Below are 15,114 nucleotides of genomic sequence, written 5' to 3'. Positions count from 1 at the left end.
CGCGCCGCGGGCCGGGTGAGGGTCCGGACGACGGTCGCTAGGTGAGTTCCAGGCCGCCGTCGACGGTGAGGACCTGCCCGGTGAGCCAGGTGGCGGCGGGGTCGGCCAGGCGCAGGATCCAGGCGGCGACCTCGTGCGGCTCGCCGCGGCGGCCGAGGGGGATGCGCCCGGCCTCGTCCCGCTTGATCCGTTCCACGGCGTCCGGGGGCAGTCCGGCGGCGGCGAGGGCCTGGCTCTCGGTCGGGCCGGGGGCGACGGCGTTGACGCGGACGCCGTCGGCGGCCAGCTCCAGGGCCCAGGTGCGGGTGAGCTGTTCCAGGGCCGCCTTGGAGGCCGCGTAGTGGGCGGCGCCGGGCAGCGGCCGGTGCCCGTAGGTGCTGGAGACGTTGAGGATCGCGCCGCGGCGCCGGCGCAGGTGGGGGAGGGCGGACCGGGCCAGCAGGCTCGGCGCGGTGACGTTGAGGCCGAACAGGTCGGCGATGCCGGCGGCGGTGGTCTCGGCCAGCGGCATCACCCGGGTGGCGCCGGCGTTGTTGACCAGGACGTCGAGGCGCCCCCAGCGTTCGACCGCGGCGTCGATCACCTCGTCGGGAACGTCCGCGGTGAGCAGGTCGGCGGGGTGGGGGGTGATGCGGGGGCGGCCGAGGGCGGTTTCCGCCAGCGCGTCCGTGCGGCGTCCGACGCCCAGCACGTGTGCCCCGGCGTCGGCGAAGGCGTGTGCGGTGGCGCGGCCGATGCCGGAGCCGGCGCCGGTGACGACGACGACCTGCCCGGTGTGGTCGGCCGGTGGCGGGAGGGACATGTCCATTCCTTCGTTCGACGTTCGTAGAACAACGAATGACAACGTAGCATCGCCTCCATGCGGAAGGCACGGCACCCGGAGCGGCACGAGATCGAGGTCCTGTCGGTGATGAGCGCGCTCAGCGACCCGATCCGGGTCGGGCTGGTGCGCGTGCTGGCGGACGGCCGGGAACGCGGCTGGGGCGAACTGCGCGCACCGGTGGCCAAGTCCACCCTCAGCCACCACCTGAGCGTGCTGCGCGACGCCGGCGTCACCCGCACCCGGCAGGAAGGCACCCGCTGCTTCGTCGAACTGCGCCGCGACGACCTGGATGTACGGTTCCCGGGCCTGCTGGCCGCCGTACTCGACGCGGCGGACGCCGCCGACGTCGGTGCCGGCGTCGGCGTGGCCCGGGACTCCGACGCCGGCCCGCCGCAGGCGCCGTGCGCGCCGGCGGCGGGCCCGCGGGCCCGCGCCCGCTAGCGGCACGGGCCCGGCGGCGCGGACGCGGGGGGGGCCGGGACCGGGGAGCGCCGGCGGGATCAGCCGGCGGGCCTGCCGAACCAGCGGGCGAGGTGGGCGTCCAGGTCCGCCTGGTCGTCGCCGATCCAGGCCACGTGCCCGTCGGGGCGCAGCAGCACGCCCGGCACGTCCAGCACCGCGGTTGGGTCCGCGACGTGGTCGACGCGGTCCGACCAGCCGCCGGCGGTCAGGCGGGCGGTGCGGTCCAGCAGCAGGCCGCGGCCGCCGTGCAGCAGGCCGTAGAGGCGGCCTTGGCGGACGTCGGTGTCGGGCAGGCGGCGGCCGAGCAGGTCGGGGCCCGGGCCGAAGTCGTAGCGGAGGCCGGTCGCGGTGATCTTCCCGGTCAGGCGGCGGTTGACCTCGTCGATGTCCATCAGCTCGGTGAGCAGCCGGCGCACGGCCCGCGGGCCCGGCCCGTCGGACAGCAGCTCCGTCTGGGCGCGGGTGTTGTCCAGCACGTCCGCCGCGACCGGACGGCGTTCGGCCTGGTACGTGTCCAGCAGCGCCGCCGGCGCCCAGCCGCGGACCTGGGCGGCCAGCTTCCAGCCGAGGTTGAACGCGTCCTGAACGCCCAGGTTGAGACCCTGACCGCCGAGGGGCGGATGGATGTGCGCCGCGTCGCCGGCCAGCAGCACCCGGCCGACCCGATAGCGGTCGGCCAGCCGGGTGGCGTCCCCGAAGCGGGACAGCCGGCGCGGGGAGTGCACGCCGAAGTCGGTTCCGGCGACGGCGCGCAGCTGCCGGACGAAGTCGTCCAGGGTGGGCGGTTCCGCGCGCCCTGCGACTCCCGCGGCGGGGACCACGACGCTGTAGATCCCCCCGCCGATGGGCCGGAGCCAGAACCGCCGGTTGCTCTCGCGGACTTCGGCCGCCCTGGCGGCGACCTCCTCCTGCGCCACCCCCACCTCCATCTCGCCCATCAGCGTCTCGTTCCGCGAGGGCTCGCCGGGGAAGCCGACGCCGAGGAGCTTGCGCACCGTACTGCGCGCGCCGTCGCAGCCGACGAGCCAGCGCGCCCGCAGCCGCTCGCCTCCCCCGCCGGCTACGCCCTCATGGGCGGGGGTGCCCCCCATGCCGCCCAGCTCGACCGTCACGCCCTCGTCGTCCTGCGCGAAACCGGTCACCGCGCGACCGCGCCGGATCCGCGCACCCAGCCCGGCCGCGTGTTCTTCGAGCAGCCGGACGAGCACCGGCTGCGGGATGCCCAGCAGAAAGGCGTGCGCGGAATCCAGGTCCGCGGGCGGCGGCTTGGGGATCGCGGCGAAGAGCCCGCCGGCCGGGCGCCGCCTGCCCAGCGGCAGAACGCGCTCCAGCAGCCCGCGCATCGCCAGCAGCTCCAGGCTGCGGACGTGCAGGCTCACGATGCGGACGTGCGACGCGGGCTCGGTCTCCTTCTCCAGCACGAGCACCCGCACACCGTGCAGGCGCAGTTCGGCCGCGAGCGTTGCGCCGGTGGGCCCGGAGCCGGCGATGACGACATCGAAATCCATGGGTGTTGCCTCTCAGGAGTGCCTGGTCCGTCAGGCGCTCCCGGCGACACCTACGTCGATCGCCCGGCCGTGACGGGAAGGGGGAGAGCCCACGACGATGCTGCGTTCACGGGTCTCACCTCCTCGGACGGCGTCACGGCCGACCGCACGCTACAAGTCCGCCGATCGGCGCGTCCAGTTCTTTCCGGGCCCGCGCGCCCGCGCCCCGCGCTGTGTCCCCTGGCCCGGGGCGATCTTCCGTGTTACGAAGAGCCATGTCCCTCCGCAGCAGCTACGACGCCGTCGTCGTCGGCGGCGGCCACAACGGCCTCGTCGCCGCCGCCTACCTCGCCCGCGCCGGCCGCTCCGTGCTCGTCCTGGAGCGCCTCGGCCACACCGGCGGCGCCGCCGTCTCCGCCCGCGCCTTCGCCGGCGTCGACGCCCGGCTGTCCCGCTACTCGTACCTCGTCAGCCTGCTGCCCCGCGCCATCGTCGACGACCTCGGCCTGACGTTCGCCGTGCGCAAGCGCGCCGTCTCCTCCTACACCCCCGCCGTCCGTGGCGGGCGGCCCACCGGCCTGCTCGTCGAGACCGGCCCCGGCGCCGCCACCCGGGAGTCGTTCGCCGCCCTGACCGGCGACGACCGCGAGTTCGACGCCTGGCAGCGCTTCTACGGCATGACGCAGCACGTCGCCGAGCGGGTCTTCCCCACCCTCACCGAACCGCTGCCCACCCGCCGCGAGCTGCGCGCCCGCGTCGGCGACGACGACGCCTGGCGGGCGCTGTTCGAGCGGCCGCTCGGCGAGACCGTCGAGGCGGCGTTCGCCGACGACCTCGTCCGCGGCGTCGTGCTCACCGACGGCCTCATCGGCACCTTCGCCTCCGCCCACGACCCGTCCCTCGCCCAGAACCGCTGCTTCCTCTACCACGTCATCGGTGGCGGCACCGGCGACTGGGACGTACCCGTCGGCGGCATGGGCGCGCTCACCGACGCCCTCGCCGCGGCGGCCCGGGCGGCGGGCGCGGAGATCGCCACCGGCCACGAGGCCGTCGCGCTGCGCACCGACGGCGAGCGGGCGGAGGTGACGTACCGGACGGGGGACGGGGAGGACACCGTCGCCGCGCGCACCGTGCTCGTCGGGGCCTCGCCCGTCGCGCTCGCGGCGCTGCTGGGCGAGGATCCGCCGGGCCCCGCCCCCGAGGGCGCGCAGCTCAAGGTGAACATGCTGCTGCGGCGGCTGCCCCGGCTGCGCGACGGGCGGGTGGACCCGCGGCAGGCGTTCGCGGGCACCTTCCATGTCGCCGAGGGCTACGGCGACCTGGAGACCGCCTACCGCGAGGCCGCCGCCGGCATGCTGCCGCACGCGCCGCCGTCGGAGATCTACTGCCACTCGCTGACCGACCCGTCGATCCTCGCCGCCGACCTGGCCCGCGACGGCTACCAGACGCTCACCCTCTTCGGCCTGCACGCCCCCGCCCGTCTCTTCACCGAGGACAACGAGGCCGCCCGCGAAGAACTGCTGCGCGCCACCCTCGCGCAGCTCGACGCCCACCTCGCCGAGCCGCTGGCCGACTGCCTCGCGACGGACGCGGAGGGCCGCCCCTGCATCGAGGCGAAGTCACCGCTCGACCTGGAGCGCGACCTGCGCCTCCCGGGCGGCAACATCTTCCACCGCGAGCTGGCGTTCCCGTACGCGGCCGGGGAGACGGGCCGGTGGGGGGTGGAGACGGCGCACGCGAACGTGCTGCTGTGCGGGGCGGGCGCGGTGCGCGGCGGGGGCGTGAGCGGGATCCCGGGCCACAACGCGGCGATGGCGGCGCTGGGGCGGTAGCGCGGGGCCGCCGCCCGTCAGTCCGCCGGTCAGTCCGCCGACGCCGTCCAGCCGTCCCGCTCGACCCGCGCCGCGTCCCCCCGCCGCCCGTCGTCGAACAGCACCCGGTGCCCGTCCTTCACCCGCACGCCGTCCACGTAGACCCCGCGCCCCACGTACCGCCGGTCCGTCCCGTACCGCCACCGCAGCCGCACCGCCCGGCCGCGCCACGGGCCGAGATCCGCGTGCGCCCGGTGCCACACCCGCCCGGACCACCCGTCGGCCGTCCCCTCCGGGTGCTCCCGCACGTCCCCGTCACGGCCGTCAGCCGGGCGGCTGGTGAACGGCACCGGCTCCCACGTCCCGCCGCCGTCCGCCGACGCCTCCAGGTGGACCTTGTCCCACCGCGGCTCGGTGTCCCACCACAGCCCGAACTCCAGGGACCCGCGCGCACCGCGCACCGTGACCGCGGGCAGAACGAGCGTCGCCGTCCTCTGGTCGGCCGTGCCGCTGAACCACGCCGTGCGCCCCTCCCACGGCCGTACGGGCACGGCCCGGGCCAGGTTCGTCCCCGCCGCCACCCGCGGCGCGCTGCCGGAGCGCCAGCTGCGCACGGGGTGGACCGAGTTGCCGAGGAGGACGAGGAAGCTGTCGGTCGTCGGGTCGACGACCAGCGAGGTGCCGGTGAAACCGGTGTGCCCGGCCGACGCCGGGGTGGCCATGGCGCCCATGAACCAGTGCTGGTACAGCTCGAAGCCGAGCCCGTGCTCGTCGCCCGGGAACGCGGTGTTGAAGTCGGTGAACATCAGCTCCACCGACTCCCGCTCAAGAATCCGGGTCCGCCCGTAGGCGCCGCCGTTCAGCAGCGTGCGGCAGAGGATCGCCAGATCCCACGCGGTCGAGAACAGCCCGGCGTGCCCCGCGACCCCGCCGAAGGAGTACGCGTTCTCGTCGTGCACCTCGCCCCGCACCATCCCGCGGTCGAGCCCCGACCAGGGCTTGCGCGCGTCCTCGGTGGCGGCGATGCGGGGCAGCCACTCGGCGGGCGGGTTGTAGCGGGTGTCGGTCATCCCGAGGGGCCCGGTGATGTCGTCGGCGAGGAGGCGGTCGAGGGGCTTGCCGGTGATCTTCTCCAGGACGAGCTGGAGGGTGATGAGGTTGAGGTCGGAGTAGAGGTACGCGGTCCCGGGCGGGTTGACCGGCTCCTCCCGCCAGAGCCGGGCGAGCTTGGCCTCCCACGTCGGCTCGGCGTACAGCGGGATCCAGGAGGTGAACCCGGAGGTGTGCGTCAGCAGGTTCAGGACGGTGATGTCCTGCTTGCCCGCGGCGCCGAAGTCGGGGAGGTACGAGGCCACGGTGGCGTCGAGGGCGAGCGCCCCGCGCTCGATCTGCTGCACGGCGAGGAGGGAGGTGAAGAGCTTGGAGACGGAGGCGAGGTCGAAGACGGTGTCCATCGACATGTCGACCTGCTGGTCCTCGGGCAGCTCGACACCGGTGTCGGTGGTCTCGTCGTACGCCGCGTAGCGCACCGCCTTCCCGATCGCCCGCTCCAGCGCGACCGTCCGCCCCCGCCCGGCGAGAATCACCGCGCCCGCGTACCAGGGGTGCTCCGGCGACGGGCCGAGGAACGTCTCGGCGTCGGCGACCAGTTGCCGCAGGGGCGACTCGACCAGCCCGGCCCGCGCGGCGCTGCCGCGCCGCAGCACGGGCGCGCCGCCGGCCGCCGCGTCCGCGGCGTGGGCGGGGAGTCCGGTGGCACCGGGGACCACGAAGAGCGCACCTCCTGTAGCGAGTACACCGGCGGTGAAGTGTCGTCGGTCCAGGTGACCCATACTCCGACCCCTCCTGAAAGATTCCTTCCGGGCGCCGCATGAACGGTGAAACTTTCTTCCAGGAGCGTCGGGCTGTCAAGACCGCTGGAGGGCGGTGCCGGTCGGTGCGGCGGCGACCGCGTGGCCCCCGCGGCCGGGACCGGCGCACACCACGAACTGCTGCCGTTCGTCCACTGAGCCGGTAGGAGGCGGAACGGGTGGCCCGCCGGATCCTCGTACACGCCCCCGCCGCCGGCGCGTCATCCCCCGACCCTACGCCCGCGTCCCGTCTCCCAGCGCCCGGCGCAGCCGCCGGGCCTCGCCCGGGGTGAGGTGGGGGTCGGCCAGCCGGGCGGGGAGCGCGTGGGCGTAGCCGGAGGCGGGGTCCGTGGCGGTCGCCCGGAGCAGGGAGCGTACGAGGACGCGTACGGTGAGGGCCTCCGGCGGGCCCGGCTCCACGCCGCGCAGGATGCACACCGTCATCGCCACGTCGCACGCCGGGTCGCCCGCGGCGGCGTTGCGCCAGTCGATGACGTACGGGCCGCGGGCGGTGAGGACCACGTTGTCCGGGTGCAGATCCAGGTGGAGCACCCGGCCGCCGCTCCCGGAGCAGGCGGAGGACGGCAGGAAGCCGGGGGCGGGCACGGCGTGCAGCCTGTCGTGGAGCCGGGCGAGGATCCGCCCGTACGACGCGGCGCGCCACGGCCGGCGGCGCAGCGAGGCGCGCATGGTCGGGCCGTCGAGGCGTTCGAGGATCTGGTCGCGGTCGTTCGCGTCGTACACCCGCGGGACCGGGTAGCCCGCCCCGGCGAGGTGCGTCATCAGCCGCGCCTCCGCCCGCGCCGGACCGTCCTCCCGGTACCGGCGCAGGACCCGGCCGGCGGCCAGCGCGTACACGTCCGCGTCCCGCCCCCGCCCGATCAGCTCCATCCCGTCGACTCTCGCACATCATTCCGGTCCGGTAGAGATAGCCTCTGATCGGAAAGCCGGCCCGTGGTTGGGAAACACACGCATGATCCGCGTCATGACCTGGAATCTCTGGTGGCGCTTCGGGCCGTGGCAGGAGCGGAGCAAGGCCATCCTGCGCACGCTTCGCGACGTGCGTCCGGACGTCGTCGGGTTGCAGGAGGTCTGGGCCCGGGACGGGGAGAACCTCGCCGGATGGCTCGCCAACGAGCTGGGCATGGAGTGGATCTGGGCGCCCTCGACCGAGCCCGGGCGCTGGCAGCGGCGCATCGGCGACCCCACGGTCGAGGTCGGCAACGCGGTGCTCAGCCGGTGGCCGATCGCCGCGCGGGAGACCGTCGTGCTGCCCGCGGGGGAGGAGGAACCGGACGGACAGCAGGCGCTGTACGCGCGCGTGGCCGCGCCGGGCGGGGTGGCGGTGCCGTTCTTCACCACGCACCTCCTCTCCCACGCCCACGCCTCCGCCACCCGCCGCGCGCAGGTCTCGGCGCTCGCCCGGTTCGTCCACCGGCGGCGCGGCGACGGGGACTTCCCGCCCGTGGTCACCGGCGACTTCAACGCCGAGCCCGACTCCGACGAGATGCGGCTGCTGTCCGGCACGAAGACCGCGCCCGCCGTCCGCGGGCAGGTGCTCTACGACGCCTGGCGCTACGCCCGCCCGGGCGCCGCGGGGGCGACGTGGGACCTGGCCAACCCGCACGCGGCACGGGTCCTGGAGTGGGACGCGCGGATCGACTACGTGCTGGTGGGCCCGGCCGGTCCCCGGGGCGAGGGGCACGTACGGGACGTGCGGCGGGCCGGGGACGCGCCGGTCGACGGGGTGTGGGCGTCGGACCACTGCGCGGTCGTCGCGGACCTGGCGACCACCGCCGGCTGAGCCCCCGCCGAACCCCCCGGCCCACCCCCGGCCGCCTTCCCCCTTACCACTTCCGCGGTCCTCCTATCGTGGCCTGTTCCACCGCCCGCCGCGGTGGATACCCTGGCTCCGGACGACGCTCACCGGGAGGAGCAGGACGTGGCCAAGAGCACCACTGAGCAGCCGGCGGCGGGCAGCGGGAAACCGCAGCTCGATCTGACAGGCGCCACGTGGCAGTCGAGCAGTCAGGGAGTGGGGGATGTCGAGATCGCGTTTGTGGAGGGCTACATCGCCATGCGCGACGGGCGCAACCCGGAGGGGCCCGCGCTGATCTTCACCCCGGGCGAGTGGCGTGCCTTCGTCCTCGGCGCCCGCGACGGCGAGTTCGACCTGACCTGACCGGTCACGCCAGCACGGCGCAGCCCCGCTCGCGCAGCGCGACGAGCGGGGCTTCGGTGCCTTCGACGCCGTTCCAGCGCAGATCCAGCTTCTCCAGCGCGGGCAGCTCCGCCAGCCAGCCGGGGACGTCGCCGATCGCGTTGGCCCGGAGATCCAGGCGGCGCAGCAGCGGCAGCCCGGCCAGCGCGGCGGGCACGGTCCGCAGCGCGTTCTCGCGCAACTCCAGCTCGCGCAGCGCCCCCAGCCCCGCCACCGACTCGGGCAGCGCCGTGAGGGCGTTGCCGCGCAGCCACAGCTCGCGCAGCGCGGACAACCGCCCCACCGACTCCGGCAGCCCGGTCAGCCCGCAGCGCTGCGCGCGGAGTTCCTGGAGCGCCGCCATGTCGCCCAGCTCGTCGGGCAGGGCGCCGAGGGGGTTGTCGCCGACGTTGAGGTAGGCAAGCGAGCGCAGCCGGCCGAGCGCGGCGGGCAGGGCGGTCAGCCGGTTGTCGTGCAGGTACAGGCAGCGGGTCAGGGCGGGGAGCGACCCGAGGGCCCCGGGCACCGCCGCGAGCGCGTTGTGCCCGAGGTCGAGGGTGTGCAGCCGGGTGAGGGCGGCGAGGTCGTCCGGGACGTGCGTGAGCGCGTTGCCGGCCAGGACCAGCACCTCGGCGTCCGTCTCCCGCCACACCCCGGGCGGTACGGCGGTGAGGCCGGACCGCCCGAGGTCGACGACCCGGGTCACGGCCACGGGCCGAGTTCCGGCAGCCGGCCGTCGAGCCGCAGGTGCGGGTCGCGGCCCGCCAGCCACGCGGCGAGGTCCGTGAGCCGGCCCCGGACCACCGGCCCGTGGCCGGCGCTCCTGGTGCTCCCGGTGCTCCCGGCGCCGAACGTGTACCGCACCGGCCCGTCCGACTCGACCAGCGTGAGCCCCGCGGGCGCGCGCGGCGCGAGGAAGTCGAAGAGGTGCAGGCACAGCTCGCGCGGCCAGGCCGCCGAGCAGGTCGCCAGATTCGCGTCCGCGGTGTGCACCTCCAGCTCGCGCCACCAGCAGCGCAGCGCGCCCAGCAGGTCGCCGTCCCGGTAGCGCACCGGGCGGTCCCAGTCCGTGTCGCCCACCGACCCCCAGACGGTCTCCGCCTCCGCCAGGGTGGCCGTCACCGCCGCGGTCAACTCCGCGGCGCTGCGTACCGCACCGGCCTCGATGCCCGCGTCGCGGGCCGGCCGGCCGCCGTCGTACACCTCGATCAGCTCGTCCTTCAGCGCGTACCGCGCCTGGCGGGTGAGCGCCCGGCCGATGCCCTCGATGTGCGACAGCACGTGCGCGCGGGTCCAGTCCGGCAGCCTGGACGGTCCGCGCTCCCTGCCCTCGGTGAGCTCTGCCAGCGCGATGCGCAGCCGCTCGTGTCCGTCCAGCACGTACGCCCACACCTCCGGGCCCGCCGGCACGCCCCCGGATCTCGCCATCCGCCCCTCCTCGGTCGTCGACGGGGAGACCCTACTCGGGTGGCAGGCGGGGTACGCCTGATCCGGCAATGCCGGATCAGGAGGACGGCGGAGCCGCCCCGGGGGCCGGCGGTGCCGCGGGACCCGTACGATTGGTGCATGGCCTTCCTCCGCCGCCGCAGCAGCGCCGCCAAGCCCGCGGGCCCGGACTTCGACGTCCTGGCCATGGACCCGGGCGACTGGCCCGGTGACCTCGGCGCCGGCCTGCTGCCCGCGCCCGACGGGAGCTGCCAGGGGGTCTTCCTGCGGTACGACCTGTTCGGCGGCCGCGGCCCCGCGATGATCATCGGTAACCTCCCGGAGGGCTCGCCCGCCCGCGAGGTGCCGGAGGGCCAGCCGCCGTTCGAGGTCGCGCAGCTGCTGCTGGCGCTGGAGCACGACGAGCCGGTGACCGTCACCGACGTCGAGGACGCCCCCGTGATGCAGGGGGACAACCTGCTGATCGTGCGCCGGCTGAAGCTCTCCGAGAGCCGCGTCTCCTGCGTGCAGTTCGACCGCAGCGACAAGGTGCTCGTCACCATCGCGGCCTGGGACCGGCCCATCTCCGAGGAGCTGTACGCGCTGCTCAAGCCGCTGCCCGCGGAGCTGTTCCAGCAGGTCTGAACCCGCGCCCCCGCGCACCCCGCCCGGCATCTCCGCCAACAGCGGGCGCTGCGCGATGTCTTGTCACCTAGTCATCGGACCTCTAGCGTGACGCGTCATGACTGAGGGGATCACGCGCAGAACCACCGTCATGTCAGCGATCGGCGCAGCGGGCGCTATGGCCATGGGGCCGGCCGGCCTCTCCGGGAACGCGTTCGCTTCTTCTGATTCCGCTGATACCTCCGATGAATTGATGCTCTGGTACGCGGCGCCCGCCGCGGACTGGGAGCGCGAGTCGCTGCCCCTGGGCAACGGCGCGCTCGGCCTCGGCGTCTTCGGCACGCTCGCGTCCGAGCAGCTGACCCTGAACGAGAAGACCCTGTGGACCGGCGGCCCCGGCTCCGACGGCTACGACTTCGGCAACTGGCGCGAGCCGCGGCCCGGGGCGCTGGCGGCCGTGCAGGACCGCATCGACGCCGAGGGGCGGCTCGACCCGGAGACCGTCGCGGCGGAGCTGGGCCAGCCCAAGCACGGCTTCGGCGCGTACCAGGTGCTCGGCGACCTCCGGCTGGACCTGGCCGCCGCGCCGGACGCGCCCGACGGCTCGTACCGCCGCGGGCTCGACCTCCGGCGGGCGGTCGCCACCGTCGCGTACGAGCACGAGGGCGCCCGGCACCTGCGGGAGTTCTTCGTCTCGTACCCGGACTCGGTGGCCGTGGGCCGGCTGTCCGCGAGCGAGCCGGGGCGGGTGTCGTTCACCCTGCGCTACACCTCCCCGCGCGACGACTACACGGCCACCGCGGACGGCGACCGGCTGACGGTCCGCGGCACGCTGGCGGACAACGGGCTGGTCTTCGAGGCGCAGATCCGGCTGATCGCCGACGGCGGCACGGTCACGGCCGGGGACGGCACGCTGACCGTGAGCGGCGCGGACAGCGCCCGCTTCGTCCTCGCCGCGGGCACGGACTACGCCGACGCCCACCCCGGCTACCGCGGCCCCGACCCGCACGACCGCGTCACCCGCGCCGTCGACCGGGCCGCCCGGTCGCCGTACCGGCGACTGGCGCGGCGCCATGCCGCCGACCACGGCGAGCTGTTCGACCGCGTCGCCCTCGACGTCGGCGGCAAGCTGCCCGACCTGCCCACGGACCGGCTGCTCGCCGGCTACGGCGGCGGCGACGCGGGCGCGGACCGGGCGCTGGAGCAGCTGTTCTTCCAGTACGGGCGCTACCTGCTGATCGCCTCCTCGCGCCCCGGGTCGACGCCGGCGAACCTCCAGGGGGTGTGGAACAACGTCACGAACCCGCCGTGGAGCGCGGACTACCACGTCAACATCAACCTGCAGATGAACTACTGGCCGGCCGAGGTCACCAACCTCGCCGAGACCACGGTCCCGTACGACGAGTTCGTCGACGCGCTGCGCGCGCCGGGGCGGGTGAGCGCGCGGGAGATCCACGGCAGCGGCGGCTGGGTGGTGCACAACGAGACCAACCCCTACGGCTTCACCGGCGTGCACGACTGGGCCACCGCCTTCTGGTTCCCCGAGGCCGCCGCCTGGGTCACGCAGCAGATGTACGAGCACTACCGCTTCGGCGGCTCGACGGACTACCTGCGCCACACCGCGTACCCGGTGATGAAGGAGGCCGCGGAGTTCTGGCTCGCGAACCTGCGCACCGACCCGCGCGACGGCAAGCTGGTCGTCACCCCCAGCTACTCGCCCGAGCAGGGCGACTTCACCGCGGGCTGCTCCATGTCCCAGCAGATCGTGTACGACCTCTTCACCTCCACGCTCGAAGCCGCCGCGACCCTCGGCGACGACCGGGCGTTCCGTACGCGGCTGGAGCGGGCCCTCGCCGACCTGGACCCCGGGCTGCGGATCGGGTCGTGGGGGCAGTTGCAGGAGTGGAAGGCGGATCTGGACGACCCGGGCAACCGGCACCGGCACGTGTCGCACCTGTTCGCGCTCCACCCGGGGCGGCAGATCGAGGTGGGCAGCGAGTGGGCCGAGGCGGCGAAGGTGTCGCTGACCGCGCGCGGTGACGGGGGAACGGGCTGGAGCAAGGCGTGGAAGATCAATTTCTGGGCGCGGCTGACGGACGGCGACCACGCGCACAAGATGCTGTCCGAGCAGCTGAAGTCGTCCACGCTGCCGAACCTGTGGGACACCCACCCGCCGTTCCAGATCGACGGCAACTTCGGCGCCACCTCCGGCATCGCGGAGATGCTGCTGCAGAGCCAGCACGGCCCCATCGAGGTGCTGCCCGCCCTGCCGGGCGCCTGGCCCGCGGGCTCCGTGACCGGGCTGCGCGCCCGCGGGGGCGCGACCGTCGACGTCACCTGGGCCGGCGGGCGCGCGACCCGCATCGCCCTGCACGCGGGCCGGACGCGCCGGCTCACCCTGCGCAGCGACCTCCTCCCCGGCGGCGAGGAGACCGTCAACGCGCGCGCGGGACGCACCTACACCTTCGGCTGACCGCCGCTCCGGGGCCGCACCACGGTCACGTCCGCCGCCTTGACGTAGCCGATCCGGTGGCCGACCTGGATCTGGTGCCACACGGTGCGGCCCCGGACCACCCGGCTCGGGGCGCCGGACTCGTCGGCGAGACCCGGCGCGTGGAAGTACTCCCCGCGCTGGGTGCCGCCGAGGACGTAGGCCTGTCCCTCGCGCAGCGTGTACGGCAGCGGACGGGCCCGCTCCGGCTCGACGCCCCCGGGGTACGCGGACGCCTCCGGCAGCGCGAGGCCGTGCACCCGCACGGGGCCGGCGCCGCGGCGCGGGGTGACGGTCGCGCCGTCGTCGACGACCGCCGTGGGGGCGGACGCGGGGTTGTGGAACCACGCCTTGCGGCCCAGGTACCAGATCGCCGTCCAGTCGCCGCGGCGGCCGGCGACGGCGAACTGCTGGCCCGTCGAGGCGCGCGCCCCGGTGTCGTTGACGCCGGTGGAGGCGGGGGAGCCGCCGTGCAGCCCGGGGTCGCCGACCAGCGGGGCATCGGGGGCGGGGCGGGCGCGGAGGCGGACCGCGCCGGAGCCGTGGGGCGGGCAGGCGGCGGCGGTGTCGCCGGTGCAGGCGGTGTAGACGGGGCGGTGGCGCGCGTAGTCCGGGCGGATCGTCACCACCCGGCCGTCGGCGTACGCGGCCCGCTCCAGCGGGGCGCCGAGCAGGTCGAAGTAGTGCGCCCAGTCCCAGTAAGGGCCGGGGTCGGTGTGCATGCCGGGGACGTGGTCCGGGCCGGGGGCGGGCACGTTGTCGTGGCCGATGATGTGGTGCCGGTCGAGCGGCACGTCGTACTCCCGCGCCAGGTAGCGCACCAGCCGCGCCGAGGAGCGGTACATCGCCTCCGTGAACCAGGCGTCCGGGTCGGTCAGCCGCGCCTCGTGCTCCAGGCCGATGGACTGCGCGTTGACCTGCCAGTTGCCCGCGTGCCAGGCGACGTCCCGGGTGCGCACGTGCTGCGCGACGTGGCCGTCCGAGGAGCGCAGGGTGTAGTGCCAGGAGACGAACCGGGGGTCCTGCACGGCCTGTACGGAACCGTCGAAGCCGCCCTCGGTGTCGTGCACGACGATGTACCGGACGCGCTGGTCGTGGGGGCGGCGCGCCTTGTCGTGGTTGCCGTAGTCCGGCTTGCCGTCCTTCCCGCCGTACACCTCGTACGGCGCGGGCACCCACGCGCAGGCCAGCTCGGGTGGGCACTCCGCGCCGGCGCCGCCGGTCGCGGCGGCGGTCCGGTGGGCGGCGGGGGCGGCGGGGACCGCGGCGGTGCGCGCGCGGGCGGCGCCGGCCGGGAGCGTGACGGTCTCGCCGGTGTCGGTGGTACGGCGTACGCCCGCGCGGATCACCGCGTACACCTCGTCGGCGAACACCCGCGCCGTCGCCGGGTCCGGGGCCTGCGCGTACGCGGCCACGGCCCCGTACCACGCGGCCGGCCCGTCGCCCGGCTCCGCGCCCAGCCGGCGGCCGTGCTCGGCGAGCAGCGCGGCGCCGCCGAGGACGTTGGCCGCCGGGTCCGTACGCAGCCGGGCCGCCGGGATCCCCGACAGCCGCGCGGCGCGCTGCACCGTCTGCGTCCCCCGCGTCCGCCCGCCCGGCCCGGCGTCCCGGCCGGTGGCCGCGCGCAGGTCCGTCAGGTGCATCGGCCCGTACCCGCCCGCCACGCTCGGCGCCCCGCCGTGCACGTCCCAGCGCGACTCCAGATACGCCACCCCCAGCAGCACGCTCTCCGGCACCCCGTACCGCCGGGCGGCCTCGGCGAACGACGCCCGCAGCGGCTCCGCCCCGGCGGGCGCCTCGCCCGCCGGGGGCGCGCCCGCGGCGAGCAGCGGCAGCAGGACTGCGGATGCGGCGGTGGCGGCGGCGCGGCGCGCGAGGCGTCCGGGCACGGGGTCCTCCGGGTGCGTGGGGCGAACGATCACCCAGCACTACCGCCGGCCT

General features: G+C 75.5%; 13 protein-coding genes. 6 read left to right on the top strand and 7 right to left on the bottom strand.

Features of this window, described 5'->3' with window-relative positions; translation table 11 throughout:
• Positions 1-37: 37 nt before the first annotated feature.
• On the bottom strand, positions 38-802 hold the full coding sequence (locus tag ACHZ99_RS19510) for an SDR family NAD(P)-dependent oxidoreductase (RefSeq protein WP_420305919.1): 765 nt from the start codon (positions 800-802) through the stop codon (positions 38-40).
• A gap of 57 nt (positions 803-859) precedes the next feature.
• Between ACHZ99_RS19510 and ACHZ99_RS19505 the strand changes: the two genes are divergently transcribed.
• Positions 860-1,264 carry an ArsR/SmtB family transcription factor gene (locus ACHZ99_RS19505; protein WP_420305918.1) on the top strand — a complete coding sequence of 135 codons (405 nt, stop codon included), beginning with the start codon at positions 860-862 and terminating at the stop codon, positions 1,262-1,264.
• A 59-nt stretch (positions 1,265-1,323) separates the two neighbouring features.
• On the opposite strand, the gene ACHZ99_RS19500 is transcribed toward ACHZ99_RS19505, so the two are convergent.
• On the bottom strand, positions 1,324-2,793 hold the full coding sequence (locus tag ACHZ99_RS19500) for an FAD-dependent monooxygenase (RefSeq protein ID WP_420305917.1): 1,470 nt from the start codon (positions 2,791-2,793) through the stop codon (positions 1,324-1,326).
• Positions 2,794-3,047: 254 nt separating this feature from the next.
• Here ACHZ99_RS19500 and ACHZ99_RS19495 point away from each other — a divergent pair, with 254 nt between their 5' ends.
• Positions 3,048-4,604 (top strand): phytoene desaturase family protein, encoded by a 1,557-nt coding sequence (locus ACHZ99_RS19495; protein ID WP_420305916.1) that lies wholly within the window; start codon positions 3,048-3,050, stop codon positions 4,602-4,604.
• A gap of 29 nt (positions 4,605-4,633) precedes the next feature.
• Here ACHZ99_RS19495 and ACHZ99_RS19490 read toward each other — a convergent pair whose 3' ends face one another.
• Positions 4,634-6,415 carry a serine hydrolase gene (locus tag ACHZ99_RS19490; RefSeq protein ID WP_420305915.1) on the bottom strand — a complete coding sequence of 594 codons (1,782 nt, stop codon included), beginning with the start codon at positions 6,413-6,415 and terminating at the stop codon, positions 4,634-4,636.
• A gap of 252 nt (positions 6,416-6,667) precedes the next feature.
• On the bottom strand, positions 6,668-7,324 hold the full coding sequence (locus ACHZ99_RS19485) for a phosphotransferase (protein WP_420305914.1): 657 nt from the start codon (positions 7,322-7,324) through the stop codon (positions 6,668-6,670).
• An 82-nt stretch (positions 7,325-7,406) separates the two neighbouring features.
• On the opposite strand from ACHZ99_RS19485, the gene ACHZ99_RS19480 reads away from it, so the two are divergent.
• Together ACHZ99_RS19480 and ACHZ99_RS19475 are read left to right on the top strand one after the other, a co-directional pair.
• Positions 7,407-8,237 carry an endonuclease/exonuclease/phosphatase family protein gene (locus ACHZ99_RS19480; RefSeq protein WP_420305913.1) on the top strand — a complete coding sequence of 277 codons (831 nt, stop codon included), beginning with the start codon at positions 7,407-7,409 and terminating at the stop codon, positions 8,235-8,237.
• 138 nt (positions 8,238-8,375) lie between these two features.
• Complete coding sequence (locus tag ACHZ99_RS19475; RefSeq protein WP_420305912.1) at positions 8,376-8,615, top strand: DUF397 domain-containing protein; 240 nt, start codon at positions 8,376-8,378, stop codon at positions 8,613-8,615.
• A 4-nt stretch (positions 8,616-8,619) separates the two neighbouring features.
• On the opposite strand, the gene ACHZ99_RS19470 is transcribed toward ACHZ99_RS19475, so the two are convergent.
• Positions 8,620-9,339, bottom strand: coding sequence for a leucine-rich repeat domain-containing protein (locus ACHZ99_RS19470; RefSeq protein ID WP_420306065.1), 720 nt, complete (start codon positions 9,337-9,339; stop codon positions 8,620-8,622).
• Positions 9,336-10,061 (bottom strand): maleylpyruvate isomerase family mycothiol-dependent enzyme, encoded by a 726-nt coding sequence (locus ACHZ99_RS19465; protein WP_420305911.1) that lies wholly within the window; start codon positions 10,059-10,061, stop codon positions 9,336-9,338. Before ACHZ99_RS19465 ends, ACHZ99_RS19470 begins: the two co-directional genes overlap by 4 nt.
• Before the next feature lie 138 nt (positions 10,062-10,199).
• Between ACHZ99_RS19465 and ACHZ99_RS19460 the strand changes: the two genes are divergently transcribed.
• Both ACHZ99_RS19460 and ACHZ99_RS19455 read left to right on the top strand, forming a co-directional pair.
• Positions 10,200-10,703 carry a hypothetical protein gene (locus ACHZ99_RS19460; RefSeq protein ID WP_420305910.1) on the top strand — a complete coding sequence of 168 codons (504 nt, stop codon included), beginning with the start codon at positions 10,200-10,202 and terminating at the stop codon, positions 10,701-10,703.
• Positions 10,704-10,935: 232 nt separating this feature from the next.
• On the top strand, positions 10,936-13,155 hold the full coding sequence (locus ACHZ99_RS19455) for a glycosyl hydrolase family 95 catalytic domain-containing protein (protein WP_420305909.1): 2,220 nt from the start codon (positions 10,936-10,938) through the stop codon (positions 13,153-13,155).
• Here the strand turns inward: ACHZ99_RS19455 and ACHZ99_RS19450 are convergent.
• Positions 13,140-15,062 carry an N-acetylmuramoyl-L-alanine amidase gene (locus ACHZ99_RS19450; protein WP_420305908.1) on the bottom strand — a complete coding sequence of 641 codons (1,923 nt, stop codon included), beginning with the start codon at positions 15,060-15,062 and terminating at the stop codon, positions 13,140-13,142. The two genes, ACHZ99_RS19455 and ACHZ99_RS19450, sit on opposite strands and share 16 nt — an antisense overlap.
• Positions 15,063-15,114: the final 52 nt, after the last annotated feature.

This window comes from Streptomyces sp. MAR4 CNX-425 (assembly GCF_048656465.1).
In the GTDB taxonomy this organism is placed as follows: domain Bacteria; phylum Actinomycetota; class Actinomycetes; order Streptomycetales; family Streptomycetaceae; genus Streptomyces.
This window is presented reverse-complemented; position numbering and strand designations above follow the sequence as displayed.